This is a genomic window from Amycolatopsis orientalis (assembly GCF_000943515.2).
In the GTDB taxonomy this organism is placed as follows: Bacteria; Actinomycetota; Actinomycetes; order Mycobacteriales; family Pseudonocardiaceae; genus Amycolatopsis; species Amycolatopsis orientalis.
This window is the reverse complement of the sequence record NZ_CP016174.1, coordinates 8,780,630-8,806,394: the sequence shown is the minus strand read 5'-3', so window position 1 is coordinate 8,806,394 and position 25,765 is coordinate 8,780,630. Positions and strand designations below refer to the sequence as shown.

The following is a 25,765-nucleotide window of genomic DNA, read 5'->3' as shown; positions in this document are numbered from 1 at the left end:
CAGTTCGAGCCAAGGTCGGCAGGATACTCGGCGGGGGTGTCATGTTCGTCACCGTTTCCCCTGGACAGCACGTCAACAGGCCTCAGGGGCTAGCCACTACGCTGGAAGCAATCCCGAACCGGTGTCAAAGAGAGCGGAGCCGACGTGTCTGTGTCTTCACCTGCCCCAGGTGGTGCCATCGAGGACCTGCGCGCGTCCGTGGGACTCCAGATCGCCGACGAACAGCTCCTGCGCACCCTCGCGACCGGGCTCGCCGACGTCGAGACCCTCCTCCGCGAGGTCGTCCGCAGTGACGTCAAGGCCGTCGAGGACGCCGCTTCGCACCTGGTCGAGGCGGGTGGCAAACGTTTCCGCCCGCTGTTCACGCTGCTGGCCTCGCAGTTCGGGCCGAAGCAGGGCGACCAGGTCGTCATCGCCGCGGCGGCGGTCGAGCTGGTGCACCTCGCGACGCTGTACCACGACGACGTGATGGACGAGGCGACCATGCGGCGCGGCGCGGAGAGCGTCAACGCCCGCTGGGACAACACCATCGCGATCCTGACCGGCGACTTCCTGTTCGCGCACGCCTCGCGGCTGGTCGCGGACCTCGGCACGGACGCCGCCCGGATCATCGCCGAGACCTTCGGCGAACTGGTCACCGGCCAGATGCGCGAGACGGTCGGCCCGGCCGAGGGCGACGACGCGGTCGAGCACTACCTCACGGTCATCGCGCAGAAGACCGGTTCGCTGATCGCCACCTCCGGCCGCTTCGGCGGGATGATGTCCGGCGCCGCCGACGAGCACATCGACGCGCTTCGCCGCTTCGGCGACATCATCGGGACGGCGTTCCAGATCTCCGACGACGTCATCGACATCGCGTCGCCCTCGGACGAGCTGGGCAAGGCGCAGGGCACGGACCTGCGCGAAGGCGTCAGCACGCTGCCCATGCTGTACGCGCTGGCCGACCCGGCCACCGACCCGCGCCTGGTCGAGCTGCTCTCGGGCCCGATCTCCGACGACAAGCTCGTCGCCGAGGCCCTGGAGCTGCTGCGGGCCTCGTCCGGACTCGAACGCGCACGCGAAACCCTTTCCGACTACGCTCGGCGGGCGCGTGCCGAGCTCGCGGCGCTGCCCGCGTCGCCCGCACGGGACGCCTGCGAATCGGTCGCCGACTACCTCGTCGCGCGAACGCATTAACAAGGGGCAAGATAGATGTCCATTTTCGGACAGGTTTGGCTGTGGAGTCTGCTGGCGTTCGTCGTCGGGGCGCTGCTCACCTGGCTGGTACTGGTGCTTCCGGCGCGCAAGCGCATCCGTGAGCTGGAAAGCTCGCTGGCCACCGCGCACGCCGAGACGTCGCGGCTGCCCGCCGGGGTGACCCTCGGCGCGGGGGCGGCGGCCGCCGCGGGCGGGACGGCGTACTTCACGAAGCCGACGGACGACGAGCTGGACGAGGAGTTCGCGGCCGCCGAGGAGCCGAAGCCCGCTTACCCCGAGACGCTCACCGAGCACGAGCCCGCGCCGCGCTGGACCGAACCGGCCGAGGAGCAGGCTCCGGAGCCCGCCCAGGAGGTCCGGGAGGACTTCGCCGAGGAGACGGCGCCCGAGCCGGAGCCGGTGCACACCCCGCTCGCGACGCGGACCTTCGAGCCCGAAGAGGACTACGAGGCCGAGTACCGCTCCACGTCCGACGTGGAGCCGGAGCCCGAGCAGCCCGCGGCCTCGCAGACGCAGTACATCCCCTCGGATCGGATCGACCCCGAGCCCGAGGCGGAGCCCGCCGAGCGGACGCAGTACATCCCGGCGACCCAGCCGGAGCCCGAGCCGGAGCCGGTGAACCCGTACGCCGCCGCGGCGACCGAGTACCTGCAGCCGGCCTCGCAGCTGGACGTCGAGCCGGAGCCCCGGCCCGAACCGGAACCCGAGCCTCAGCCGATGCTGCCGGGCGATGGGCCGTACCGGTCCCGCCTGGAGATCCAGCTGGACCCCGAGGGCGTGGAGACGCAGCCGGAGCCGGTCTCGCTGTTCAGCCCGGCTTCGCGCGTGGAGACGGAGCAGCCGCCCGTCGAGACCAACTGGTTCGAGCGGGAAGAGGAGCTGCAGGATCCGCCCGCGTACGCGTTCGGATCCGACGAAGAGGCGCAGGCCGGTCTTCTCGACTCAGAGCCCGAGACGCCCGCCGAAGCCACCCAGGTGCTGCCCAAGCGCACGCCGCGGGGCACGGTCCGCGGCGGTTTCGAGCCGCCCCAGCCGATCCAGCCGTCGATGCGGGCGATCGAACGCCGTGAGCCGGATCTGTCCGGCGGGCAGAGCGGCTCGCTGTTCGAGCCCGCCGTCCAGCCCGGTGACGCGATGCCCGCGCCGGAGCCCCCGCCCGCGCGGCAGGTCGCGCCGGTGGCGGAGTCCGTCCCGCCGGGCCCGTTCGGCCCCGGTTCGGCGATGCCGCGTCCGGGCGGTGGGCGTCCCGCCGACGACTTCGCGGTCAAGGCCAGCGTGACGGCCCTGCGGTACTGCACCGAAGACTCGCCGCAGTTCCCGAAGATGGTCGCCGAGGTGTGGTTCCGTTCCGCCACCGACGCGGAGCGGGTCGGCTTCCGTCCCCTCGCCTGAGAGACCCCGGAGATGTTATGAACGGGACTTTCATTGCAAATTTTGCAATGAAAGTCCCGTTCATAACATCCGGGACGAGGACCGACGGCTAGCTGACCACGGTCCAGGTGTCCTTGCCGCGCAACAGCCCCTGCAGATCGGGCTTGCGCGCCGCGCGGGCCTCCTCGACCTGGGCACGTGCCTGGTCGTCGTAGGTGGGCCGCTCGACCTGCCGCAGGATGCCGGTCGGCACGTGGTTCAGGTTCTGGTCGCCGATCCGCGACAGCGCGAACGCGTACGCGGTGTCCTCGATCGTGGGGTCGTGCACGACGAGGTTCTCCTCGCCGATGTTCGCGACCTTCCCGACCTCGAGCCCGCCCCAGCCGCCACGCGTGACGCCGTATTCGCCCTGCGGCCCGAACCTGATCGGCTCGCCGCCGCGCAGCGGGATCAGCCGGGAGGCGGCCTCGTCCTTGTCCTTGAGGACGTCGAACGCGCCGTCGTTGAAGATCGGGCAGTTCTGGTAGATCTCCACCAGCGCCGACCCGCGGTGCTTCGCGGCGGCCTCCAGCACCTCGGTCAGGCCCTTGCGGTCCGAGTCGAGCGCGCGGCCCACGAACGACGCCTCGGCGCCGATCGCCAGCGAGAGCGGGTTGAACGGGGTGTCGACCGAGCCCATCGGGGTGGACTTGGTGACCATGCCCGGCCCGGACGTCGGTGAGTACTGGCCCTTGGTGAGGCCGTAGATCCGGTTGTTGAACAGCAGGATCTTGATGTTCACGTTGCGCCGCAACGCGTGGATCAGGTGGTTGCCGCCGATGGACAGCGCGTCGCCGTCACCGGTGACGACCCACACCGACAGATCCGGCCGGGCGGTCGCGAGCCCGGTCGCGATCGACGGCGCGCGGCCGTGGATCGAGTGCATGCCGTAGGTGTTCAGGTAGTACGGGAACCGGGAAGAGCAGCCGATCCCCGAGATGAACACGATGTTCTCGCGTTTGAGGCCGAGCGTCGGCAGGAACGACTGCACGGCGTTGAGCACGACGTAGTCGCCGCAGCCGGGACACCAGCGGACCTCCTGGTCCGACTTGTAGTCCTTGGCCTTCTGCGGCTCGGTTTCGGTCGGCACGAGGTCCAGGCCGCCGAGGGTGGGAATCCCCAGATCAATCGCGGTCACTTCGCCGCCTCCGTACTGGTGATGATCTCCGTGAACACGCCTTGCAGCTCCTCGGCCTTGAACGCCATCCCGGCGACCTTCGTGTACGACTTCACGTCCACGAGGTACTTCGCCCGCAAGAGCATCGACAACTGGCCGAGGTTCATTTCAGGGACGACCACGGTGTCGTACGAACGGAGTACGTCGCCGAGGTTGCCCGGGAACGGGTTGAGGTGCCGCAGATGCGCCTGCGCGATCGGCATGCCCTCCTTGCGGACCCGGCGGCACGCGGCGCCGATCGGACCGTAGGAGGAGCCCCAGCCGAGCGCGAGGACCCTGGCCTTGCCGCCGCTCGGATCGTCGACGACGAGGTCCGGGACGTCGATGCCGTCGATCTTGGCCTGGCGCAGCCGGACCATCTTGTCGTGGTTGTCCGGGTCGTAGGAGATGTGGCCGGTCTTGTCGGCCTTTTCGAGCCCGCCGATGCGGTGCTGCAGCCCGGCCGCGCCCGGCACGGCCCACGCGCGGGCGAGGGTCTCGGGGTCGCGGACATACGGCCAGAATTCCCCGGAACCGTCTTCGGCATTCGGCTCGGTGGCGAATTCCACCCGCAGATCCGGCAGGTTCCCGACGTCCGGGATCAGCCACGGCTCCGAGCCGTTCGCGATCGCGCCGTCCGACAGCAGGAACACCGGCGTGCGGTACTTCAGCGCGATCCGGGTGGCCTCCAGGGCCGCGTCGAAGCAGTCCGCGGGGGACAGCGGGGCCACGATCGGGACGGGGGATTCACCGTTACGGCCGAACATCGCCTGCAGCAGGTCGGCCTGCTCGGTCTTGGTCGGCAGCCCGGTGGACGGGCCGCCGCGCTGGACGTCGATCACGACCAGCGGAAGTTCCGTCATCACCGCGAGACCGATGGCTTCGGACTTCAGCGCGACACCGGGACCGGAGGTCGAGGTGACGCCCAGCGCGCCGCCGTAGGAGGCGCCGAGGGCCGCGCCGATGCCGGCGATCTCGTCCTCGGCCTGGAAGGTGAGGATGCCGTAGTTCTTGTGCTTGGACAGCTCGTGGAGGATGTCCGACGCCGGGGTGATCGGGTAGGTGCCGAGCAGGATCTGCAGCCCGGATTGCTGCCCGGCGGCGACCAGCCCGTAGGCCAGCGCGGTGTTCCCGGTGATCTGGCGGTACGTGCCCTGGTTCAGCTTCGCGGGCGCGACCTCGTACGTCGTCGCGAAGGACTCCGTGGTCTCGCCGTAGTTCCAGCCCGCCCGGAAGGCGAGGATGTTGGCTTCGGCGATGTCGGACTTCTTCGCGAACTTCTCGCGCAGGAATCGTTCGGTGCCCTCGGTGGGCCGGTGGTACATCCAGGAGAGCAGCCCGAGCGCGAACATGTTCTTCGCGCGTTCGGCGTCCTTTTTGGACAGTCCGGTTTCTTCGAGCGCGCCTCTGGTCAACGTCGACATCGCGACCCGGTGGACTTGATAGGCCGAAAGGGTGTCGTCGTCGAGCGGGTCGTTGTCGTAACCGACCTTGACCAGGTTCCGCTTCGTGAACTCGTCGGTGTTGAGGATGATCGTCCCGCCTTGCGGGACGTCGGCGAGGTTCGCCTTGAGCGCCGCGGGGTTCATCGCGACCAGGACGTCCGGCCGGTCGCCCGGCGTCAGGATGTCGTAGTCGGCGAAGTGCACCTGAAAGCTCGAGACGCCGGGGATGGTGCCCTGTGGCGCGCGGATCTCCGCGGGGAAGTTCGGCATGGTCGACAGGTCGTTGCCGAAGGCCGCCGCCTCCGAGGTGAACCTGTCGCCTGTCAGCTGCATGCCGTCACCGGAGTCACCCGCGAACCGGATGACCACCCGGTCCAGCTTGGCGACCTCGGTCGGCCGTACGGCCGACAAGGAGCCGTTGCCGTTCGCACTCGTGCTCATAGGTCAGGGATTCCCTCTCTCCCGACGTGCGTCGTCCCCGGCCATGCCGGAGATCGGCGTGCCTCGCCCGGCGATGTCGGCCAGGTCACAGGTGTCATGTCCCGAGGCTAGTCCTCGGCACACTTCCCAGGGTGCCCCAGAAATGGCCTGGACCTACTTCTTGAGTGGCCTGAACTCGTCGCTGAGCGGGGATTATCCGGTTTATCTGTTACCGATGGTAACGGTTAGCGATGCGCCTCCATTGTGAGCCGTATCTCCTTCAAGCGTAGTGAAGTCCGGTCGAGAAGCGATCAGCGGTTGGACGAGCGCTTGGACAGCGAAGCCCGCAACCCGGCCAGTCGCTCGGCGAACGCCGGCGCGGTGAGCGACGCCAGCTGGGGCTCGATCTCGGCGTCGACGGCCGCCGAATGGTCGGTCAGCGCGGCGGTGTGCCGAAGCGTGCGCTTCGTCGCGAGGAGGACGTCACGCGGCGCCTCGACGGCGGGTCGTGCCAGCTCACGGGCGGCCTCGACCAGATCTCCTTCGACGAGGCGGAGCGCGAGTCCGGCTTCGACAGCGGCTTCGGCGCCGACGACCTCGCCGAAGAGCGTCATCGCGGCCGCCTTCTGCGGGCCGACGAGCCGCTGGATCATCCACGTCATCCCGCCGCCGGGATGGATGCCCAAGTCGAGAAATCTGGCCACGAATTTCGCCCGCGGTCCCACGATGCGGACGTCCGCGGCGAGCGCGAGGTTCAATCCGGCGCCCACCGCGGCGCCGCCGACCGCCGCGATCGTCGGCAGGGAACAGCGGGCGACCGAGAGGAAGCCGTCGTAGATCGCGCGGAGCCCGTCCTCCCGCGCGGCGGCGAGGGTGTCGAGGTCCGCGCCCGCGCAAAAGGCCGGTGGCGCACCGGTGATGACCACCGCGTGGACGCTCTCGTCGGCTTCGGCGCGCCCGACGGCGTCGGCCAGTCGCGCGGAGAGGTCGAGGGTCAGGGCGTTGCGGGTCGCGGGCGCGTCGATGGTGAGCACGGCGACGCCGCCGTCATGGCTGGAGTGGATTTGATCGGTCACGGGGTCGAGGGTTTCATGCCTCGGGGGTCGGCGGGCGTTCCAACAGCCAGGAAAGGTTCATGCCTCGGGGGTCGGCGGGCGTTCCAACAGCCGGGAAAGGACGACGGTGGAGACCGTCCGGTCGACGATCTCCAGTCCGCGCAGCCGTTCCAGCGCGGTCTCCAGATGGTGGATGTCCGAGGCGCGCAGGTGGACGATCGCGTCGGCCGCGCCGGACACGGTGTAGGCGGCGACGACCTCGGGCAGCGGCTCCAGCCGGGCGCGGATGCGGGCCGGGGTGATGTTGCCGTTGCAGGTGACCTCGACGAACGCCTCGGTTCCCCAGCCCAGCGCCTCGGGGTCGACGACGGCGGTGAAGCCGCGCAGGACCCCCGTTTCGAGCAGTCTGTCCACCCGCCGCTTCACCGCGGGCGCGGAAAGACCGACGACTTTCCCGATATCGGCGTAGCTGGACCTCGCGTTGGCCATCAGACATGAAACGATTCGCTGGTCGATGGTGTTCACACGCAATGTTTAGCAGGTATACACGCAGCGAACAGCGATTGATTGCGGAATTAGGTGAGCCTTACCCTTCGTGTATGCCGGTACTAGAGCAGCCCCGTGTACCCACGACGCGCCGCTACCTCATGTGCCCGCCGCGGTACTTCGCGGTGGATTACGTCATCAACCCGTGGATGGACCCCACCGTCCCGGTCAGTGCGGACACCGCGATGGCGCAGTGGTCCGAGCTCCGTGACACCTACCGCCGCCTCGGCCACACGGTCGAGGAGATCGACGCCCAGCCCGGCCTGCCCGACATGGTGTTCGCCGCGAACTCCGGCACCGTCGTCGACGGCCGCGTCCTGGGCTCCCGGTTCCGCGCCCCGCAGCGTGCCGCCGAGGCCGAGCACTTCCGCCGCTGGTTCGTCGAGCACGGCTACCGCGACATCACCATGCCGGAGAAGATCAACGAGGCCGAAGGCGACTTCGCCTGGACCGGCAAGGTCCTGCTCGCCGGCACCGGCTTCCGGACCGACCCGGCCGCGCACGCCGAAGCGCAGGAGGTCCTCGGCGTCCCGGTCGTCTCGCTGCGGCTGATCGACCCGAGCTACTACCACCTCGACACCGCGCTGTTCGTGCTCGCCGAGGCCACCGACACCACGTCCGCACAGATCGCCTACTACCCGGAGGCTTTCTCCGCCGGGTCGCGGAAGGTGCTGGCGCGGATGTTCCCGGACGCGGTAATCGCGGACCGCGCCGACGCCGAATGCTTTGGGCTGAACGGGGTCTCCGACGGACGCAACGTCGTCCTGCCGGTCGAAGCGACCGGCTTGGCCGCCCGGCTCGCCGAACGCGGCTACGAGCCCGTCTTCGTGGACATCTCCGAGCTCAGGAAGGCGGGCGGCGGCCCGAAGTGCTGCACCCTGGAGATCCGCAAGTAACCCGTTCGTGGACACTTCGCTGGATCATGTAACTACTCCATTCGCCAACGCGATTAATCGGGAAACACACACTCGGTCCCGAATGAGGCGCGGATGGTGATCCTGGCGATCGGCGGCGTGGGCAAGCCCGTGCGCACGCTCGGTCCAGGCGAAGACGACACATGGGTGACGGTCGAGCAGTTCGAGCGGGTACTCGACACGGTGGCCGGACGGGAGGACGTCGGGCTCACCTTCGACGACGGCAACTCCTCCGACGTCGAGATCGCGTTGCCGCGACTGGTGGAACGCGATCTCACGGCGGAGTTCTTCCCACTGGCGGGCCGCATCGGCCAGCGGGGCTTCGTCGACGCGGACGGCCTCCGCGAGCTGGCCGACGCCGGGATGTCGATCGGCTCGCACGGCTGGGAGCACCGTGACTGGCGGCGGCTCGACGGCAGGCACGCGCGACGCGAACTCGAAACGGCGCCGAAGCTGCTCGCCGATCTGAGCGGGGCGCAGGTGCGGTCGTACGCGCCGCCGTTCGGCGCCTACGACCGGCGGGTGCTCAGCAGGCTCCGGCATTCCGGTGCGACGAGGGTCTACACGACCGAAGGCGGCGCGGCTTCGCGCGACGGCCTGCTGCGGCCGCGGATCAAGGTCCGGCACGATGTCGACCAGCAGTGGATCGACGGCGTGCTCGGTGACCGGGAAGGCCTGTACCGCCGAGCGGGAAGGTTCGTGACGCGGGTCGCCAAACTTGCCCACTTTTGACCGGTTTTCGTTGCGTAGTGGGAAAACAACACCCTGACAGCCCTTGAGTCCGCTCGTGTGCGGCGGCATCCTGAGCACCCTCGATAAAGAAGCTTTATTAACTAAGGGGTGTTCGGGATGCGGAAACTGCTCCTGTTCTCGGCGATGGTGATGGCCGCGGGGCTGGCCCCGGCGGCGGCGGCCGCGGCCGCACCGGCCTCCGCGGGGGACGTCGCCATCCAGGCGGGCCCGACCGCGCAGCAGCTGCTGGCGAAGACCGCGAGTTGCAAGCAGGTCTCGAACGGCAAGTACAAGACCGACGACGAAACCGGCCGGACCATCGCGGTCTGCGACGCGGGAAGCGCCGTGTTCTGGAAGGCCGACATGGACATCGACTGCGACGGGCAGCCGACGGCACGGTGCAACAAGAACACCGATCCGTGGTTCCAGCCCGACACCGCGTACCCGCGATCCGACGGCAAGGCCCTGATCGCCGACCAGACGCCCTACATCGTCGTGCCGAGCATCAGCAGCACGTGGAACTTCGAGAAGGCCGGGCTCAAGGGCGCCGGCTCGTGCGCGGTGATCTACAACAACAAGGTGCTGTACACCGTCATCGGTGACACCGGCCCGAAGGACATCATCGGCGAAGCGTCCTACGCGACCGCGAAGGCGCTCGGCATCAACCCGGATCCGGCGAACGGCGGCGTCGACTCGGGGGTCACCTACATCTGCTTCAAGAACTCGAAGGTGTCGCCCATCGAGAACCACGACAAGGCGACGTCCGTGGGGGAGGGCCTGGCGACGAAGTTCGTCCAGGGCTGACGAAAGCTGTTGTACGGCAACGGCCCCGGGAGCTTTCGCCTCCGGGGCCGTACCATTCGGATGATCAGCGCGGGACCACGTGCAGGGTCCACTGGCCGGGGTTGTAAGGCGATGCGACGACCTCGATGGTCTCGCCGGATCCTTCCGTCCGCCAAGGGCCGAGCAGGGAGAGCCGGTAGACGCCGACCGCGACGTTGGTGAAGGTCAGGAAGCCGTTGGCGTCGGTCTTGGCGAGCGACACGAGCTTCTTGTCGGTCGTGCTCAGGGCGACGGTCGTGTTCGCCACTCCCTCGCCTGGGTCGAGCCGATGGTTGCCGTTCTTGTCGTACCAGAGCTGACCGCGTGAGTCGGCCCTGGCGCCCGGCACCTTCGCGTTTTGGTAGGCATACGGTCCGGAACTCAAGGAGTTGTCGTTGTCGAACCAGCAATCGAGCCCGGTCTCACCGTAGGCGCCCGCCTTCGCGGGCACCGTGCCGGTGACCTTCAAGACCACGCTTTGCCCCGGGGCCACCTTGCCCGCCTTGTTCATGTAGCTGAACGCGCCCCACTGGGTTTGCGGTATCTCCAAACCCCGCTCGAAGCCGCCCGGGTCACATCCCGCGTACAGGCCGGTGACTTCGCGGGCGCCGACGTTCGTGAGCGTCACCGTCGCCGTCGCGGTCTCGCCCACCGCGTAGCTCGTCTTGTCGAGCGAGATCTTCGCGCTCAGCGAGTCTGTCAGCGGGCGGATCGCCCTGCCCTCGAGTGCGGTGTTCTGCCCACTGCCGTCCACCCTCAGGCTCGGCGGGTATCCGGTCACCCAGCCGTCCGGAAGCTTCTCGAAGTGCCAAGAGACGTTGGAGCCGACCGGGACGGCATCGAAGGCGAATCGGCCTTCGGCGTCAGTGATCGCTACGAGGTATTCGGACATACCCGAACCGATCAACCGAGCTTCGGCGCCGGCGAGCCCTTCGCCAGGGGAGAACTTGCCGTCTTCGTCGCGGTCACCGTAGAGGACCCCGGCGACTCGATCGGTGGTGGCGGGGGAAAGCAGTCCGACGGTGATCAGGCTGCGGTTGTCCGAGTAGTCGGCCTCTTCCGGGCCGCTCACATCGATGTTGAGCACCGGATTGCCCTCGTTGAGGGTGTAAACGCTGCCCTTGAGCGTGTACGTCCTGCTCTCACCCGGCGCGTAGGTGGCGCCGTCCTTGGAACGAAGGTCGCCCCAGGAGGCTTCGTCGACGGTGAAGTAAGCGCCGGACTCCCGCTCGCTGTACCCCTTCACCTGATTCGCCGTCGTGTCACCGATGTTGGCGACCGTCACCTCGATCGGGATGGCGTCGCCCGGCAGCCAGCGGCCCTCCTGAGCCTTGGCCGTCACTTTGATGTTCGGGCCGGTGGCGGCGTAGGCGGGCACGGCGGTCGTAAGGCCGACGACCGTGAAGGCCGCGGTCAACGCGCCGATCGCGCGCAGCGATGTTCTTCGCATGGTGTTCTCCCCAGTCTCGCCCGACACGCCCGTCCCTCACGGACGCTCCAGGCGATCGTTGACGAACCGAACCTAAAGTCGGGAATGGCGGGGCGGCCAGAGCGGAACATTCCGGTGCCGTGGCCGGGCAACCGTGAGGGCGGCTTGGACGTGTTAAGAGGTCGCGTGCGATCAACGGCAAGATCGCCGTTAGTGACACCGTCGGCAAGTCGTCCCCCGTGCTCCGGCCGGATCCCAACCCTCCCGGATCAGGATCGTGCGGACCTCGGCGGCCACCGCACACGGCGAGTCCTGGACGTCTTGCCAGCCGTAGACGAGTCTTGCCCGTCCGGCCAGTTCAGCGGCGTTGTCGCGACGGCGGTCCCGGAAGGCGACGCCGGGCGTGGAGTGGGTCGCCCGGCCATCGAGCCTGACGGTCACCGCGGCCCCATGAGGATCGTAAGTGACGTCCTCCCAGAGCGTTTTGCCGTCCACTTCGACAGGAGTTTGCCGATTCCCCCGCGGTAATCCGTGGTCGTCCTCGACTTTCTCCTGGTACGCCACTTCGAGTGCCGACATGAGCCCGCCGCCGACGAGTGCGATGCCATACCGGATGGAGGGCCGATAGCGGAACGGTGGCCGGGCGAGTACGCACGCCTGCATGGCGGTCACCGAAATTCTGGTCCGGCCGAGCAGGTCGACAATGGTGTTCGTCGCCTGCTGTGGTGTTCGCTGCGCGGTGGCCAGATCGAGGATCGTGTCCATGACCCTGGTCCGTGGAGGGTTCGTTCCGGCGGCGATGTGCGGCAACGCGCGGGATCGATGCACTATGACCAGAGGAGCCTGCGAGACCGCGGAGAAGGTGTACGGAACCGTGATTTCGACAGGTCCTTCGATCACCGGGAGGATTTTCCATTCCTCGGCGGCCGTCCGATGACTCAAGATCGCGTAGCCGTCGCCATAGAGCAACGCGGCGTGGATCTTGGCCGGGCGGGACAACTCACCGGTGAACGTCGAGTAAACGCGGGGGAGGACCCGTCGCCAGCGTCCGCTGTCGAGATTCGCCCTGATGTCCGCCATGGTGTGGCCGTAGGCGCGTAATTGTCGCCTCGAGACGATTCCATGCTGCTCGCCCAGGAGGACCGGCCAGCTGGGGCGTTGTTCGGCCGGGATCGATTCCTCCGACCAGCGTTTGTGAGTGGGCACCCTTCGACGATCGCCGCTGAGCCGGGCATTGGGAGAGCGCCGAGCGGATCTGTGGATAAGCAGGGTGCGAGGAGGGGTGGCTGTGGATAACTGGGGCACGTGGGTCGTGAGTGTTAAGTGTCGTTAGAACGACACTTAACACTCACGACCCACCCGACCCACTCGGTCCCGCTGCCTCTCCTCCTGCCGCGCCCAGATCGAGACGAAACCCTTACGCGCGTCCTGTAGCGTTTCGCGGTCCTCGAACGATGAGTAATTCCCTTGCCGCACAGGCATTCCGCCAAAAGCAGGCGAAGCGTGGACACCGGTAACGAAGCCGGGGCTTCCGCCGACCAACGGGCAGCGGAATGCGGCTGGAGGAATTCGTCATGAAGATCAGTGTCTTCGGGCTCGGTTACGTCGGTTGTGTGTCGGCGGCGTGCCTGGCCGGGCGTGGGCACGAGGTCGTCGGGGTCGACGTGAACCCGGTGAAGATCGACCTCATTTCCAGCGGCAAGGCGCCGGTGGTGGAGGAGCGGATCGGGGAACTGACCGCGGAGGTCGTCGCCAGTGGCGCGCTGAGAGCGACCACCGATGTCAGACAGGCGATCGCGGACAGCGACGTCTCCCTCATCTGCGTCGGTACCCCCTCGGCTCCCAACGGCAGCCTGTCGACGGCGTTCCTGGAGCGCGTGGCCGAGGAGATCGGCGAAGCGCTCAAGACCAAAACACAAAGGCACACGGTCGTCTTCCGCAGCACCATGTTGCCGGGCACCTGCCTCGACCTGCTCGTCCCGATCCTCGAGAAGTCGTCCGGCCGCACCGCCGGTGTCGATTTCGGGGTCGCGGTCAACCCGGAGTTCCTGCGCGAGGGCAGCAGCGTCAAGGACTTCTACGACCCGCCCAAGACCGTCATCGGCGAGCTGGACGCGGCCAGCGGTGACGTCGTCGCGGCGCTCTACGAAGGGCTTCCCGGCGAGGTCTTCCGCGTCGCGATCCCGGTCGCCGAGATGACCAAGTACGCCGACAACTCCTTCCACGGGCTCAAGATCGGCTTCGCGAACGAACTCGGCGCGATCTGCCGCGCGCTGGGGCTCGATTCGCACCAGGTGATGGACGTCTTCCTCGCCGACCGCAAGCTCAACATCAGCCCCGCCTACCTCCGCCCCGGGTTCGCTTTCGGCGGCTCGTGCCTCCCCAAGGACCTGCGCGGCCTGGTCTACGCCGCGCACCGCGCGGACGTCGCCGTCCCGATCCTGTCGCACGTGCTGCCTTCCAACGACGAACACCTCCAGCGTGCCTTCGACCTGGTCGCGCGCACCGGGAAACGCAAGGTCGGACTGTTCGGCCTGTCCTTCAAGCCCGGTACCGACGACCTCCGTGAGAGCCCGCTCGTCGAGCTCGCGGAGCGCCTGCTCGGCAAGGGTTACGACCTCCGTATCTACGACGCCAACGTCAGCCTTTCGCGGCTGATGGGCGCGAACCGCGAGTACATCGAGGGCAGGCTGCCGCATCTCGGCCAGCTGCTGGCCGGCTCCATCGGCGAGGTCCTCGACCACGCCGAGGTCTCCCTCATCGGCTGCACCGACCCGGACGTCCTCGCGGCGCTCCCGGCCGGTGGCGGCCACACCATCATCGATCTCGTCCGCGTACCCGACGCCGACCGGCGCCGGACTGAAGAGGGATATGTCGGTCTTGCCTGGTAAAGCTCTCATCCTCGTCGAGAACCTTTCCGTCCCCTTCGATCGCCGCGTCTGGCAGGAGTGCCAGACACTCTCGGGCGCAGGCTGGGAAGTCCACGTCATCTGTCCACAAGGGACGAAACGGGACACCGAGGCCGAAGTCACCATCGACGGCGTCCACATCCTGCGGTACCCGCTGAAGGCCGCCACCGGCGGTCCGGCCGGCTACGTCCAGGAGTACGGCTCGGCGCTGTGGCACACGCTCCGGCTGGCCCGCAAGGTCGGCCGGGTCGACGTCGTGCACGCCTGCAACCCGCCGGACCTGCTGTTCCTGGTCGCGCTCTACCTCAAACGCCAGGGTGCGAAGTTCATCTTCGACCAGCACGACCTCTGCCCCGAGCTGTACCTCTCGCGGTTCGACCGCGGCGAAGACTTCCTGTACCGGGCGGTCTGCGCGCTGGAGCGCCGTACCTACAAGACCGCCGACGTCGTCATCGCGACCAACGAGAGCTACAAGGACGTCGCCGTGAAACGCGGCGGCAAGTCGCCGGACGACGTCTTCGTCGTGCGCAGCGCGCCGGTGGTCGAGCGGTTCCACCAGGTCCCGGCCGAAGTCGAGCTGAAGAAGGGCAAGCCGCATCTGCTGGCGTACCTCGGCGTGATGGGCCCGCAGGACGGCGTCGACTACGCCCTGCGCGCGCTCGCTTCGCTGCGTGACACCGTCGGCCGCACCGACTGGCACGCCGTGTTCATCGGCTCCGGTGACGCCTTCGACGCCATGGTCGCGCTCTCCAAGGAACTCAAACTCGACGACCAGGTCGAGTTCACCGGCCGGATCTCCGACGAGGACCTGCTGCGCTACCTGTCCACGGCCGACGTCTGCCTTTCGCCGGACCCCCTGAACCCGCTCAACGACGTGTCGACCATGAACAAGATCATGGAGTACATGGCGATGAGCCGCCCGATCGTCTCCTTCGAACTGCGGGAGGCCCGGGTTTCGGCCGGGGAGGCCGCGCTGTACGCGCCGGCGAACGACGAACCGGAGTTCGCGAAGCTGATCGCGCATCTGCTCGACTCGCCGGACCAGCGGGCCGCGATGGGTGAGCTGGGGCGGGCTCGTGTCGCCGGTCCGCTCTCGTGGGAAAACTCCCAGAAAGCCCTGCTCGCGGCCTATGCGGCCGCTGTCCGTTGATCGACTTCCCGGTCGCGTTTTGAACAAGACTCGGGCAATCCTGTAACCAACGCCGCGATCAAGCCGACGGGATTGATGCCGCACGCACACGCACCGATGGGAGATCCCGGCTTTGACTGACGATACGGTGCGCCTGTCCATGATCGGGCAGGTTCTGCGCGGACGATGGCGGACCCTGGTGGTCCTCGCCGTCCTCGGTGCCCTGGTCGGCGCGGGATCGTCGGTGATCCTTTCCCCCGGCTACCGGACCACGTCCAGCGTGCTGCTCCAGGGGCCGCGCGAGGCGGACGAACTGCTCACCCAGGCCGAGGTGGCGACCAGTTCGGTCGTCCTCGACCGGGCCGCCGCCGTGCTCGGTGAGGGCCAGACCGGCGCCGACCTGCGGGACAAGGTGGCCACGTCGGTCGCACAGGGCAATGTGATCACCATCGAGACCACCGGCGAAACCGCCGAACAGACGCAGCGGCTCGCGGATCAGGTCGCGCAGGAGTTCGTGAAGTACTCCACCCAGATCATCGCCGGTTCCGCCGACGCCGCCGTCCAGCTGGCGCAGGAGCGCCGCGAGACGTTGCGCCAGCAGGTCGCGCAGACCAACCAGCGGATCAGTGAGCTTTCGGCGAAGGTCAACGACGGCAAGACGACCGTCGAGAGCGTCCAGCTCCGTACCGAACTGCAGAGCCTGCGCTCGTCGATCGAGTCGGCGATGTCCACGCTGAACGCGGCCGACACCGCCAGCGGCCTCGGCAACATGGTCGTCCTGGGTTCGGCCGAGCTGCCGTCCTCGGCGGCGGCGCCCACCCTGCCGCAGCTCGCCCTCGGCGGTGCCGCGCTGTTCTTCCTGATCGGCCTGTTCGGTCACCTCTTCACCGCCCGCGTCGACCGGCGGCTGCGGGACGAGGAGGAGATCGCCGCGGCGCTCGGCGGCCCGGTGCTGGCCACCTTCGACGTCGTGGACGAGCGGCCTGCCGGGACCTCGCTGCGGGCGAAGATCCTCCGTGACGACAGGCCGTGGAACATCCCGCGGGTCGACGTCTTCGCCGACGAGATCGACACCGTCGTCCAGTACCGGCGCCTGGTGTCGCGTCTCCCGCACCGGCGGCTGCTCGTGCTGGCCGCCGCCGACGACCACGCCGGGCAGCGGGCCGCCGAGCGGATCGCCGGTTTCGCCGACCGGTGGTGCGACGTGGTGACGGTTTCCCCGGTGCGGCCGGTCCTCCAGGACACCGAAGCCGAAGGGGTCCTCGTCGTGTCGAGCCTCGGCTCCCGGTCCGCGTGGGAGCTGGTCGGGATCGCGGAAGCCTGCGCCGACGCCGGTCTCTCCGTGGCGGGCGCCGTGCTGACCCGCCCGGTCCAGCCGACCCGCGGCCGCTCCGGCGCCTCCACCCCCACCGACCACGAAGCACTGGCAGGCACACAGTGACGAGCTCCGAAAAAGCGAAGTCCGAGCCGCTCATCGACCTGCAGCGGCTGGTCGTCTCGGTCCGGAGACGCCGTCGCCTGTGGCTGTCCACCGCCCTGCTGGGGCTGATCCTCGGCGGGCTGGTCGCGGCCTTCCTGCCGTCGCCGCCCACCGCGGTGGCGCAGATCCTGGTCGTCCACCCCGACGACTCGCCGACCGACAGCGGGACGCTCATGCGGACCGACGTCGCCGTGCTCCAGACGACGAAGATCGCCACCGAGGCGCTGAAGAAGCTGAACAGCACGCAGGCGCCGGAGGAGTTCCTCAAGGACTACGAGGGACTGGGCCTGACGAACAACGTCCTGCAGCTGACGGTCAAGGCCAAGAGCAAGGACGAGGCGCTGGCCCGCGCGCAGGCGCTTTCCGACGCCTTCATCACCGAGTACATCGCCCGCAACCAGGCGGCCGCGGCGGCACAGCAGAAGGCGCTGCTCGACCAGCGCAACCAGGCCCAGAACGAGCTCACCCCGATCGAAGCGGCGATCGTCACCGAAGAGGCCAAGAACCGCAACGCCAACCCCGCCCAGCTGGAGCGGCTGTACGCGCGCCGGGCGGAGCTGAACTCGAAGATCTCCGACTACGACGGCCGCGCGCAGGAGGCGGGCATCGGTACGCCGAAGGTCGCCGCCGGGACGCAGATCGTGGACGCGCCGCGGATCCTGCCGCGGTCGCTGCTGAAGACCCTCGCGACCGACATGGGGATCGGGCTCGCGCTCGGCCTCCTCGCCGGGCTGGGGCTCGCCGCCGTCACCAGCGTGGTGAAGGACCGGCCGGTGCTGCGCCGCGAGATCTCGCGGCACCTCGGCGCCTCGGTGATCGCACAGCTGCCGAAGCCGCTCCGGTTCTCGCGGGGTTCACGCGCGGCCACCCGGCGGCGGCGGGTCGCGGCGACCCTGGTCCGGGCCGTCCGGCAGGGCAACGGCCCGGTGTCGCTGCTCGACCTCGGCGCCCGCCAGGTCACCGCCGCGCTCGCCGTCGACATGGCGCGCGAATTGGCGGAGACAGGGCCGGTCTCGCTCGTCGACGACCTGCCGAAGGCGAACCTCCGTGAGCTGGCCGGGGAGGGCCCGGTCCGGGTGCTGGACCGCGGTGACGCGCCGGTGGCCGCCGGCGAGCGCCGCATCGGCGTCGGCTCGGTCGAGCCCGGTACCGCCTGGACCGACCTCGAATTCCTCGGCAAGGAGACGATCCTCGTCGTCCGCACCGGCCACGCGAACACCGAATGGCTGCACACCGTCGCGCGGCAGCTGGCGGACCGGCGGATCCCGATCATCGGCGTCGTCGTGGTGGACCCCGATCCCCGCGACCACACCGACGGGACCCTGTGGGACGGCCTGCACACCGCGCTGCGCGGGCGGGCAGGCGTCGTCCGGGAGCGGCCCACGCCGAAACCGGTCGAGATGTTCCCGCGGGAGAAGAAGATCGGACGGCGGCATCCGACGCCGTACAAACGGGCAGGCGAACTCGACAACGCCGATCAGCCGACCAAACGATTCGCACCGGTTTCACCCGATAACGCCGAAGCTTTGTAAGGGGAGCGAGCGCAGATGTGCGGTATCGCAGGGGCCTACCTCTGGCCGGACGGGGGACCGCTCCGGGATCGGCTCACCAAGACCCTCGCCCACCGCGGACCCGACGGTTCCGGCCGGTACGACCACCGGGCCGGTGACGGCGAGGTCCACTTAGGACACCGAAGGCTGTCGATCGTCGACCTGACCGAGACCGGTGCGCAGCCGATGGTCAAGGACGGTCTCGCGCTGACCTACAACGGAGAGCTGTACAACGCGCCGGAGCTGCGGAAGGAACTCGAAGCCACGGGCGTGCGGTTCCGGGGGACGTCCGACACCGAAGTCCTCCTGGAGGCCTGGCGTAAGTGGGGCACCGAGGGGCTTTCCCGGCTGCGCGGCATGTTCGCGTTCGGGGTCTTCGACGAGCGTTCCGGCGAACTGGTGCTCGTCCGCGACCAGCTGGGCATCAAACCGCTGTTCCTGGTACGCCGGGGCAAGGGGGTGGCGTTCGCCTCAGAGCTGAAGGCACTGGCCGCCGAACTCGGCGGTTCGCTGACCGTCGACGACACCGCGCTCGTCGCTTCCCTGCTCTACTACTGGGTTCCGGACGGCCGTTGCGCCTTCACGGAGGCCGAGAAGCTGCCGCCGGGCAGCTGGGCGCGGTTCCGGCCCAACGGCGACGTCGAGCGCGGCACCTTCTGGTCACTGCGTCAGGTCGCCGAAGAGGGCGCCGCCTATGAGGGCGAGTTCGACCTCAACGCCGTCATCGAGGACTCGACGCGCAAACACCTGATCGCCGACGTGCCGGTCGCCACGTTCCTTTCCGGCGGGCTCGACTCCAGCTACCTGACCGCGCTCGCCGCCCGCGAGCAGCCGGGGATCTCCGCGTACACCATCGGTTTCCGGGCCGAGGACGCGAAGTTCGAGGCGATGCCGGACGACCTGATGTACGCGAAGAAGGTCGCCGCGAAGTTCGGTGTCGACCTGCACGAGATCGAGATCGCGCCGCAGGTGCTCGACCTGCTCCCGCGGATGACCTATCACCTCGACGAGCCGATCGGCGACCCGGCGGCGATCAACAGCTACCTGATCTGTACCGCCGCCCGCGAGGCCGGCGTCAAGGTGATGCTCTCCGGGATGGGCGCGGACGAGTTGTTCGCCGGATACCGCAAGCATCTCGCGAACAAGATCGCCGTGCAGTACCAGCGGGTGCCCGGGCTCGTGCGGCGGCCGGTGGAGTCCCTTGTGGACAGACTGCCGGTGGCGACTTCGAAGCGCGGGTTCCGCTCGGTCCGGTTCGCCAAGCGGTTCCTTTCGTTCGCGGAACTGCCGGAGGAGACCGCCTTCCGGCGTAGTTACACGATGTACGACCAGGCCGAACTCGTCGGCCTGGTGAACCCGGATCTCGCGGGCGCCGTCGACGACGTGATCACCGAACACGCGGACACCTATCACGACAACACGTTGACCGATTTCGTGAACCGCATGTGCCTGGCCGATTCCCGGCTCTTCCTGCCGGGGCTTAACCTTGCCTACACCGACCGGTCCAGTATGGCCGCCTCCACCGAGGTGCGGACGCCGTTCGTCGACATCGAAGTCGTCAAGGCCGCGTTCCGGATCCCCGGCGACAAGAAGATCGTGAAGCGCCAAGGGAAGATGGCGCTGAAGGAAGCGGCGCTGTCGATCCTTCCCGCCGAGATCGTGCACCGGCCGAAGGGCCTGTTCAGCGCGCCGCTGCGAGCCTGGATGAGCCGCGACCTCGCGCCGCTGGTGCGCGAGGTGACGAACGAAGGCGAATTGGTGAAGGCCGGTTTCCTCAGGCGTGAGGCCCTGCAACGGCTCGTCGACGAAGACGCGTCCGGGCAGCAGGACCGGTCCAAGCATCTCTGGCACATCTTGACCCTCGAGTACTGGTACCGCGGCGCCGTTTCGGCCCGATCCACTTGATCGCTTAGGAGCGACGTGAAGCAGGTAGTGCAGAACTACAAGAGCGGGGAGCTGGCGCTCCTCGACGTTGGAGTCCCCGCGTGCAAACCGGGTGGTGTGCTGGTCCGCACCGCCTATTCGCTGATCTCCACCGGCACCGAGATGATGAAGGTGTCCGAGGCGAGTCTTTCCCTGGTGGGCAAGGCGAAGGCGCGGCCGGATCAGGTCGCGAAGGTGATGCAGAGCGTCGCGACCAACGGGTTGGCGGCCACCTACCGCAAGGCGATGAACAAGCTCGACTCCTACACGCCGCTGGGGTACTCGCTGTGCGGGGTGGTCGAGGAGGTCGGCGCGGGCATCGACGACGTCGCCGTCGGCGACTACGTGGCGTGCGCCGGAAACGAGCACGCGCTGCACGCGGAACTCAACTGGGTGCCCAAGAACCTCTACTCGAAGGTGCCGGACGGCGTCGATCCCCGGCACGCCGCGTTCGGCACGGTCGGTTCGATCGCGATGCAGGGTGTCCGCCGCGGTGAGCCGCAGATCGGTGACATCGCGCTGGTCATTGGGCTCGGGCTGATCGGCCAGCTGGTCGTCCAGCTGCTGGTCGCCTCCGGCGTCCGCGTGCTCGGCGTCGATCCGGACCCGGCGCGCTGCGCGCTGGCCGAACAGCTCGGCGCGCTCAAATGCGGTGACCCGGGGTCCGGCGTCGTCGACACCGCGGTCGCGGAGGTCACCGCCGGGCACGGCGTCGACCAGGTGTACCTCGCCGCGGGCGGCAGCACGAACGAGCCGGTGGAGCTGGCCGCGAAGCTGAGCCGCGACCGGGGCCGGGTGATCGACATCGGCAAATGCTCGCTGAACCTGCCGTGGAACGCCTACTACGAAAAGGAACTCGACGTCCGGTTCTCGCGTTCGTACGGCCCCGGCCGCTACGACCCCGAGTACGAACTCGAGGGCCGCGACTATCCGATCGGCCAGGTCCGCTGGACCGAGCGCCGTAACCTCGAATGCGTCGTCGACCTGATGGGCAGTGGCCGCCTCGACGTCGAACCGCTGATCTCGCACGTCTCGGACTTCTCCGACGCCGTCGAGACGTACCGGAAGCTGAACGAGGGCGAGCTCAAGGCCGTCGCGGTGCTGTTCGAGTACGAGAAGCGGGCGGCGGGCGCCGCCGAGCAGGCCGTCGCCTCGGTCTCCGTGCCGAAGCCCTCGGCGGTCCGCGCGGCCCCGAAGTCCGGCGGCGTGCGGATCGCGTTCATCGGCGCGGGCAACTACGCGTCGTCGATGCTCCTGCCGCATCTGGCGGAGATGGAGTACGTCGATCTCACCGAGGTCGTCACCACCTCGGCACTCTCGGGCGCGAACGCCAAGCGCAAGTTCGGGTTCGCCCGCGCCACCACCGATCTCGACGCGATGCTCGAAGACACCTCCATCGACGCGGTGTTCATCGTGACCAGGCACAGCTCGCACGCCGAGCTGACCAGGCGCGCGCTGCTCGCGGGCAAGGCCGTCTTCGTCGAGAAGCCGCTGGCCCTGACCGAGAAGGAACTCGAGATCGTGCTCGGCGCGATCGAGGAGTCCGGCAACGACCGGCTGCAGGTCGGCTTCAACCGCCGGTTCGCGCCGCTGCTGAACGAGTCGATGCTCCACTTCGGACCGCGGATCGGCCCGGCTTCCGTGCGCTACCTGGTCAACGCCGGTCAGCTCGACGCCGGCAGCTGGTACAACCAGGCCGACAGCGAGGGTTCGCGGTTCGCCGGCGAGGGCGGCCACTTCATCGACACGGTCAGCTGGCTGCTCGGCTCCGACCCGGTCTCGGTGTACGCCACCGCGACGCCGGGGCACCAGGACCTGCAGATCCTGCTGCGCTACCCGGACGGCTCGACCGCGTCGATCGCCTACACCACCAGCGGTTCGTCGGCGTTCCCCAAGGAGACGATCGACGTCACCGCCGACGGCAAGGTGCTGAAGTTCGACGACTTCGCGCGCGCGTCGGTGTTCGGCCGCAAGAAGTGGGCGAGTTCCCGGATCCCCAAGGGTCGCGACAAGGGCCAGGCCGCGGAACTGGAAGCGTTCGTGAACGCGCTGACGACCGGGGTCGCGATGCCGGTGTCCGTCGATTCGCTGGTCTCCACGACGTTGGCCACGCTCGCGGTGAACCGCAGCCTGGAAACCGGCGCGCCCGTCCAGATCGGGCGCGACTGATGGATCCGTCCTGGTACCTGCGAAGACTGTCGCGGATGGGGCCCGCCGAGATCGCGGGCCGGGTCACCGACGTCGTGCGCAAACGCCAGTGGCGCGCGGTCGCGGGGGAGAAGGCGGCCTGGCTGCCGGACCGCCGGTTCGCGCCGGTGCCCGGTGAGGAGGTCCTCGCCGCCGTCTCCGGTGAAGCGGTGAAGGATCTGCTCGTCACGGCGGATCGCCTGATGGAGGGGCGCGCCGAATACTTCGGTGTCGAACGGGACGACCTCGTCGACCCCGACTGGTCCTTCGATCCGAAGACCGGCAGGCGCGCACCGTCCGATGTGTACTCCTTCGACATCCCGTACCGGAGCGAGGACGCGGTCGGCGACATCAAGCAGATCTGGGAGCCGTCCCGGCATCAGCACCTCACCGTGCTGGCCGCCGCGTACGCCCTGACCGGCGAGGATCGCTACGCCGAACGCGTGGCCGCGCACCTGAAGTCCTGGTGGGCGGCCAATCCGCCGATGCGCGGGGTGCACTGGGTCAGCGGGATCGAACTCGGCATCCGGCTGCTGTCCTGGGTGTGGGTCCGGCGGCTGCTCGACGGCTGGGCGCCCGCCACGGCGTTGTTCGAGGACAACCCGGTGGCGCTCAACCAGATCTGGCATCACCAGCGCTGGCTCGCCGCGTTCCCCAGCCGGGGTTCGTCGGCGAACAACCACGTGATCGCCGAGGACGCCGGGCAGCTCGCCGCCGCCTGCGCGTTCGGCTGGTTCCCGGAATCGCCGCGGTGGCGGGACGCGGCGCTGGCTTCGCTGGACAAGATGCTGGGCCACAACACCTTCGACTCCGGCATCAACCGCGAACTCGCCACCGAGTACCACGGGCTCGTCCTGGAACTGGGGCTCGCCGGGGCGCTGGAGGCGAAGGCCGCCGGTGTCGCGATTCCCGAATCGACCTGGCTCGTCCTGCTCCGGATGACCGACGCGCTGGCGTCCCTGGTGGACAGCAGGCTGCGGCCGCCGCGCCAGGGTGACGCGGACGACGGCTTCGGGCTTGTCGTGGATGGGGACGGAACCAGTCGCTGGGCGTCCCTGCTCGACACCGGATCCGTCCTTTTCGGACGGTTGGACTGGTGGCCCGAGACGCCGGGCGGCGATGTCCGCACGCAGCTGTTCTCCGCACTGGCCAAGGACATCCAGGTCGACTCGCGGCGTCCGGTGCGGCGGCGGGACGACTTCGCCGACGCCGGGATGACCATTCTGCGTGAGGGCGGGATCTGGTGCCGGTGCGACGGCGGGCCGCACGGCTTCCTGTCCATCGCCGCGCACGCGCACGCGGACGCGCTCTCGGTCGAGGTGCGGCACGACGGCGTCGACATCCTCGCCGACCCCGGGACCTACTGCTACCACGGTGAACCGAAGTGGCGGTCGTACTTCCGCTCCACGGCCGGGCACAACACGCTAGAACTGGGCGGTCGCGACCAGTCCGTGTCCGGCGGCCCGTTCCTGTGGACGAAACACGCCGTCACCACGGTGATCTCGGCCGGGACGCCGTCACGCTGGAGCGCCGAGCACGACGGCTACGCCCCCGCCGTCCACCGGCGCTCGGTCGACCTGGAGGGTTCCGGGCTGCGGATCGTCGACGAGGTCCGCGGCGGCGAGGCCCAGCCGTGCCGCCTCGCGTTCCACTTCGGCCCGGCCGTCGAGGTCGCGCTTTCCGGTGGGACGGCGACGCTGTCCTGGACGGTCGACGGCCAGGAGCGGAAGGCTTCACTCGCACTGCCGCCGGAGCTGCGTTGGTCGGCGCATCGCGGGGAGACCACCCCGCCACTGGGCTGGTACTCGGCCGGGTTCGGCAGGCGCGAGCCCGCGTGGACGGTGCTCGGCGCCGGAACCGCCGCCGACGGGGCCACGTTCACCACCACGCTCACCTTCGAATCAGGTAACGAGGATCCCCCATTGTGATCGCACGACCGCCCCGCCTCCGCCGGGCAGCGCTGCTGGTGCTGCTCGGTTCGATGACGCTCACCGCCTGCACCACCCCGGCCGACGAGGCCGGACCGGGACCGGGACCGGATCCGGCCAAGGTGCCGTCCGGTTCGCTCGCCCAGGTGTGCGACAAACTGCCGGAAGGCCCGGCGGAGGTGCCGTCGGGGGCGGTGAGAGTCGATCCGGCGGTGCCGGGTGATCTCGCCGCGAAGACGCGGTCGAGCCCGCCGGGGACGACGTTCTGGCTGGCACCGGGTACGCACAAGCTCGGTGACGACCGCTACGACCAGGTCAATCCGAAGCCGGGCAACAGCTACGTGGGCGCCCCGAAAGCCGTCCTGGACGGCCGGAAGATCAACCAGTACGCCTTCGCGGGCAACGCCGCCGATGTCAAGATCCAGTACCTGACCGTGCAGGGCTTCGTCGCACCGCACGACGAGGGCGTGGTCAACCACGATTCGGCCGACGGCTGGATCATCGAGCACAACGCCGTCCAGGACAACGACGGCGCCGCGCTGATGGCGGGCGCGCGGCAGCAGGTCCGGGGGAACTGCCTGCGGCGCAACGGGCAGTACGGGATGAACGCCTACGCCCAGGGCAACCGGATCACCGGCCTCGTCGTCGAGGGCAACGAGATCTCCGGCAACAACACCGGCGACTGGGAACGCAAGATCGACGGCTGCGGCTGCACCGGCGGTATCAAGTTCTGGTCGGTCGACGGCGCCGACATCCGCGGCAACTGGGTGCACGACAACCGCGGCGTCGGACTGTGGGCCGACACGAACAACAACGACTTCCTCATCGAGGGCAACGTCATCGAGAACAACGACGGCTCCGCCCTGATGTACGAGACCAGCTACAACGCCGTCATCCGCGGCAACACGATCCGCCGGAACAACTGGGTGGACGGCAAGGGCTACATCGACCGCGGCGACAGCTTCCCGGTGGCGGCGATCTACGTGTCCGAATCCGGCGGCGAGCCGAGGGTGAAGGCGCGGACGGACAAACTGGAGATCTCCGGGAACTCGTTCGAGAACAACTGGAACGGGGTCACCCTCTGGGAGAACTCCGACCGGTTCTGCAACAGCCCGGCCAACACCTCGTCCGGATCCTGCACGCGGCTGGTGCCCGAGCAGGCGAAATGCGCGCAACCCGGGATCGGGGCGGGCGCGCTGAACGCCGACTGCCGGTGGAAGACCCAGCGCGTCGAGATCCACCACAACCGGTTCGTACTCGATCCGGCCGCCACCGGCTGTGAGGAGAGCTGCGCGCGGATGGCGATGCTCGCGAACTTCGGCACGTTCCCGGAGTGGTCACCGTACAAGGGCGAGATCGTCCAGCACGCGATCACCTTCGCTCAGGGCAACCGGCTCTACGACAACACCTACTCCGGCCCGTGGACCTTCGTGGCCTTCGAGCCGAGCCGCGTACTGGGCTTCGGCGAGTGGCAGGGCGCACCGTACAAACAGGACGAAGGCAGCAAATTCGCCCGAGCGGGAGGTGGCTGAC

19 protein-coding genes are annotated in these 25,765 nt (G+C 68.6%); 13 read left to right on the top strand and 6 right to left on the bottom strand.

Going from position 1 to position 25,765, the window contains the following annotated elements; translation table 11 throughout:
• The first annotated feature begins 150 nt into the window (after nt 1-150).
• Together SD37_RS38495 and SD37_RS38490 are read left to right on the top strand one after the other, a co-directional pair.
• Nucleotides 151-1,176 (top strand): polyprenyl synthetase family protein, encoded by a 1,026-nt coding sequence (locus SD37_RS38495; RefSeq protein WP_044851858.1) that lies wholly within the window; start codon nt 151-153, stop codon nt 1,174-1,176.
• A gap of 15 nt (nt 1,177-1,191) precedes the next feature.
• Nucleotides 1,192-2,589, top strand: coding sequence for a sunset domain-containing protein (locus SD37_RS38490; protein ID WP_044851859.1), 1,398 nt, complete (start codon nt 1,192-1,194; stop codon nt 2,587-2,589).
• Between the two features lie 88 nt (nt 2,590-2,677).
• Here the strand turns inward: SD37_RS38490 and SD37_RS38485 are convergent, their stop codons facing one another.
• From SD37_RS38485 to SD37_RS38470, 4 genes are all read right to left on the bottom strand, one after another.
• Complete coding sequence (locus SD37_RS38485) at nt 2,678-3,745, bottom strand: 2-oxoacid:ferredoxin oxidoreductase subunit beta (protein ID WP_065913055.1); 1,068 nt, start codon at nt 3,743-3,745, stop codon at nt 2,678-2,680.
• Nucleotides 3,742-5,649, bottom strand: coding sequence for a 2-oxoacid:acceptor oxidoreductase subunit alpha (locus SD37_RS38480; RefSeq protein ID WP_044855808.1), 1,908 nt, complete (start codon nt 5,647-5,649; stop codon nt 3,742-3,744). The genes SD37_RS38485 and SD37_RS38480 overlap by 4 nt, the downstream gene beginning before the upstream one ends.
• Nucleotides 5,650-5,939: 290 nt before the next feature.
• Nucleotides 5,940-6,704, bottom strand: coding sequence for an enoyl-CoA hydratase (locus tag SD37_RS38475; protein WP_044855807.1), 765 nt, complete (start codon nt 6,702-6,704; stop codon nt 5,940-5,942).
• A 57-nt stretch (nt 6,705-6,761) separates the two neighbouring features.
• Nucleotides 6,762-7,208 (bottom strand): Lrp/AsnC family transcriptional regulator, encoded by a 447-nt coding sequence (locus SD37_RS38470; RefSeq protein ID WP_037308316.1) that lies wholly within the window; start codon nt 7,206-7,208, stop codon nt 6,762-6,764.
• A 74-nt stretch (nt 7,209-7,282) separates the two neighbouring features.
• On the opposite strand from SD37_RS38470, the gene ddaH reads away from it, so the two are divergent.
• From ddaH to SD37_RS38455, 3 genes are all read left to right on the top strand, one after another.
• A complete protein-coding gene (ddaH, locus tag SD37_RS38465) occupies nt 7,283-8,125 on the top strand; it encodes a dimethylargininase (protein ID WP_174567888.1) in 843 nt (280 codons plus the stop codon).
• 93 nt (nt 8,126-8,218) lie between these two features.
• Nucleotides 8,219-8,875 carry a polysaccharide deacetylase family protein gene (locus tag SD37_RS38460; protein ID WP_044855804.1) on the top strand — a complete coding sequence of 219 codons (657 nt, stop codon included), beginning with the start codon at nt 8,219-8,221 and terminating at the stop codon, nt 8,873-8,875.
• A 117-nt stretch (nt 8,876-8,992) separates the two neighbouring features.
• The gene (locus tag SD37_RS38455; RefSeq protein ID WP_044855841.1) at nt 8,993-9,679 is read left to right on the top strand and encodes a glycoside hydrolase family 75 protein; all 687 of its coding nucleotides are present in this window, start codon (nt 8,993-8,995) and stop codon (nt 9,677-9,679) included.
• A gap of 64 nt (nt 9,680-9,743) precedes the next feature.
• Here SD37_RS38455 and SD37_RS38450 read toward each other — a convergent pair whose 3' ends face one another.
• The gene (locus tag SD37_RS38450) at nt 9,744-11,147 is read right to left on the bottom strand and encodes an SdrD B-like domain-containing protein (protein WP_044855803.1); all 1,404 of its coding nucleotides are present in this window, start codon (nt 11,145-11,147) and stop codon (nt 9,744-9,746) included.
• Between the two features lie 189 nt (nt 11,148-11,336).
• Nucleotides 11,337-12,332, bottom strand: coding sequence for a dehydroquinate synthase/iron-containing alcohol dehydrogenase family protein (locus SD37_RS38445; RefSeq protein WP_044855802.1), 996 nt, complete (start codon nt 12,330-12,332; stop codon nt 11,337-11,339).
• Nucleotides 12,333-12,700: 368 nt separating this feature from the next.
• Here SD37_RS38445 and SD37_RS38440 point away from each other — a divergent pair, with 368 nt between their 5' ends.
• The 8 genes from SD37_RS38440 to SD37_RS38405 all read left to right on the top strand — a co-directional run bounded on the left by SD37_RS38440 (nt 12,701) and on the right by SD37_RS38405 (nt 25,764).
• Nucleotides 12,701-14,017: a nucleotide sugar dehydrogenase gene (locus SD37_RS38440; protein WP_044855840.1), complete on the top strand. Its 1,317-nt coding sequence runs from the start codon at nt 12,701-12,703 to the stop codon at nt 14,015-14,017.
• Nucleotides 13,998-15,185 (top strand): glycosyltransferase family 4 protein, encoded by a 1,188-nt coding sequence (locus SD37_RS38435; RefSeq protein ID WP_044855801.1) that lies wholly within the window; start codon nt 13,998-14,000, stop codon nt 15,183-15,185. The genes SD37_RS38440 and SD37_RS38435 overlap by 20 nt, the downstream gene beginning before the upstream one ends.
• 139 nt (nt 15,186-15,324) lie before the next feature.
• Nucleotides 15,325-16,605 (top strand): GumC domain-containing protein, encoded by a 1,281-nt coding sequence (locus tag SD37_RS38430; protein WP_052675141.1) that lies wholly within the window; start codon nt 15,325-15,327, stop codon nt 16,603-16,605.
• Nucleotides 16,602-18,176: a Wzz/FepE/Etk N-terminal domain-containing protein gene (locus SD37_RS38425; RefSeq protein ID WP_044855799.1), complete on the top strand. Its 1,575-nt coding sequence runs from the start codon at nt 16,602-16,604 to the stop codon at nt 18,174-18,176. The genes SD37_RS38430 and SD37_RS38425 overlap by 4 nt, the downstream gene beginning before the upstream one ends.
• A 15-nt stretch (nt 18,177-18,191) precedes the next feature.
• Entirely contained in the window at nt 18,192-20,099 is a 1,908-nt protein-coding gene (gene asnB, locus SD37_RS38420; protein WP_044855798.1) for an asparagine synthase (glutamine-hydrolyzing), read from the top strand.
• A gap of 15 nt (nt 20,100-20,114) precedes the next feature.
• The gene (locus SD37_RS38415; protein WP_044855797.1) at nt 20,115-22,286 is read left to right on the top strand and encodes a bi-domain-containing oxidoreductase; all 2,172 of its coding nucleotides are present in this window, start codon (nt 20,115-20,117) and stop codon (nt 22,284-22,286) included.
• On the top strand, nt 22,286-24,232 hold the full coding sequence (locus SD37_RS38410) for a heparinase II/III family protein (protein ID WP_044855796.1): 1,947 nt from the start codon (nt 22,286-22,288) through the stop codon (nt 24,230-24,232). Before SD37_RS38415 ends, SD37_RS38410 begins: the two co-directional genes overlap by 1 nt.
• Nucleotides 24,229-25,764: a right-handed parallel beta-helix repeat-containing protein gene (locus tag SD37_RS38405; RefSeq protein ID WP_044855795.1), complete on the top strand. Its 1,536-nt coding sequence runs from the start codon at nt 24,229-24,231 to the stop codon at nt 25,762-25,764. Before SD37_RS38410 ends, SD37_RS38405 begins: the two co-directional genes overlap by 4 nt.
• Nucleotide 25,765 lies beyond the last annotated feature (1 nt).

Bases quoted from the DNA above. Each gene is read 5' to 3' on its own strand.
- SD37_RS38435 (WP_044855801.1), top strand. From the start codon at position 13,998: ATGTCGGTCTTGCCTGGTAAAGCTCTCATCCTCGTCGAGAACCTTTCC.
- SD37_RS38480 (WP_044855808.1), bottom strand. From the start codon at position 5,649: ATGAGCACGAGTGCGAACGGCAACGGCTCCTTGTCGGCCGTACGGCCG.
- SD37_RS38440 (WP_044855840.1), top strand. From the start codon at position 12,701: ATGAAGATCAGTGTCTTCGGGCTCGGTTACGTCGGTTGTGTGTCGGCG.
- SD37_RS38460 (WP_044855804.1), top strand. From the start codon at position 8,219: ATGGTGATCCTGGCGATCGGCGGCGTGGGCAAGCCCGTGCGCACGCTC.
- SD37_RS38430 (WP_052675141.1), top strand. From the start codon at position 15,325: ATGATCGGGCAGGTTCTGCGCGGACGATGGCGGACCCTGGTGGTCCTC.
- SD37_RS38490 (WP_044851859.1), top strand. From the start codon at position 1,192: ATGTCCATTTTCGGACAGGTTTGGCTGTGGAGTCTGCTGGCGTTCGTC.
- SD37_RS38455 (WP_044855841.1), top strand. From the start codon at position 8,993: ATGCGGAAACTGCTCCTGTTCTCGGCGATGGTGATGGCCGCGGGGCTG.
- SD37_RS38410 (WP_044855796.1), top strand. From the start codon at position 22,286: ATGGATCCGTCCTGGTACCTGCGAAGACTGTCGCGGATGGGGCCCGCC.
- SD37_RS38450 (WP_044855803.1), bottom strand. From the start codon at position 11,147: ATGCGAAGAACATCGCTGCGCGCGATCGGCGCGTTGACCGCGGCCTTC.
- ddaH (WP_174567888.1), top strand. From the start codon at position 7,283: ATGCCGGTACTAGAGCAGCCCCGTGTACCCACGACGCGCCGCTACCTC.
- asnB (WP_044855798.1), top strand. From the start codon at position 18,192: ATGTGCGGTATCGCAGGGGCCTACCTCTGGCCGGACGGGGGACCGCTC.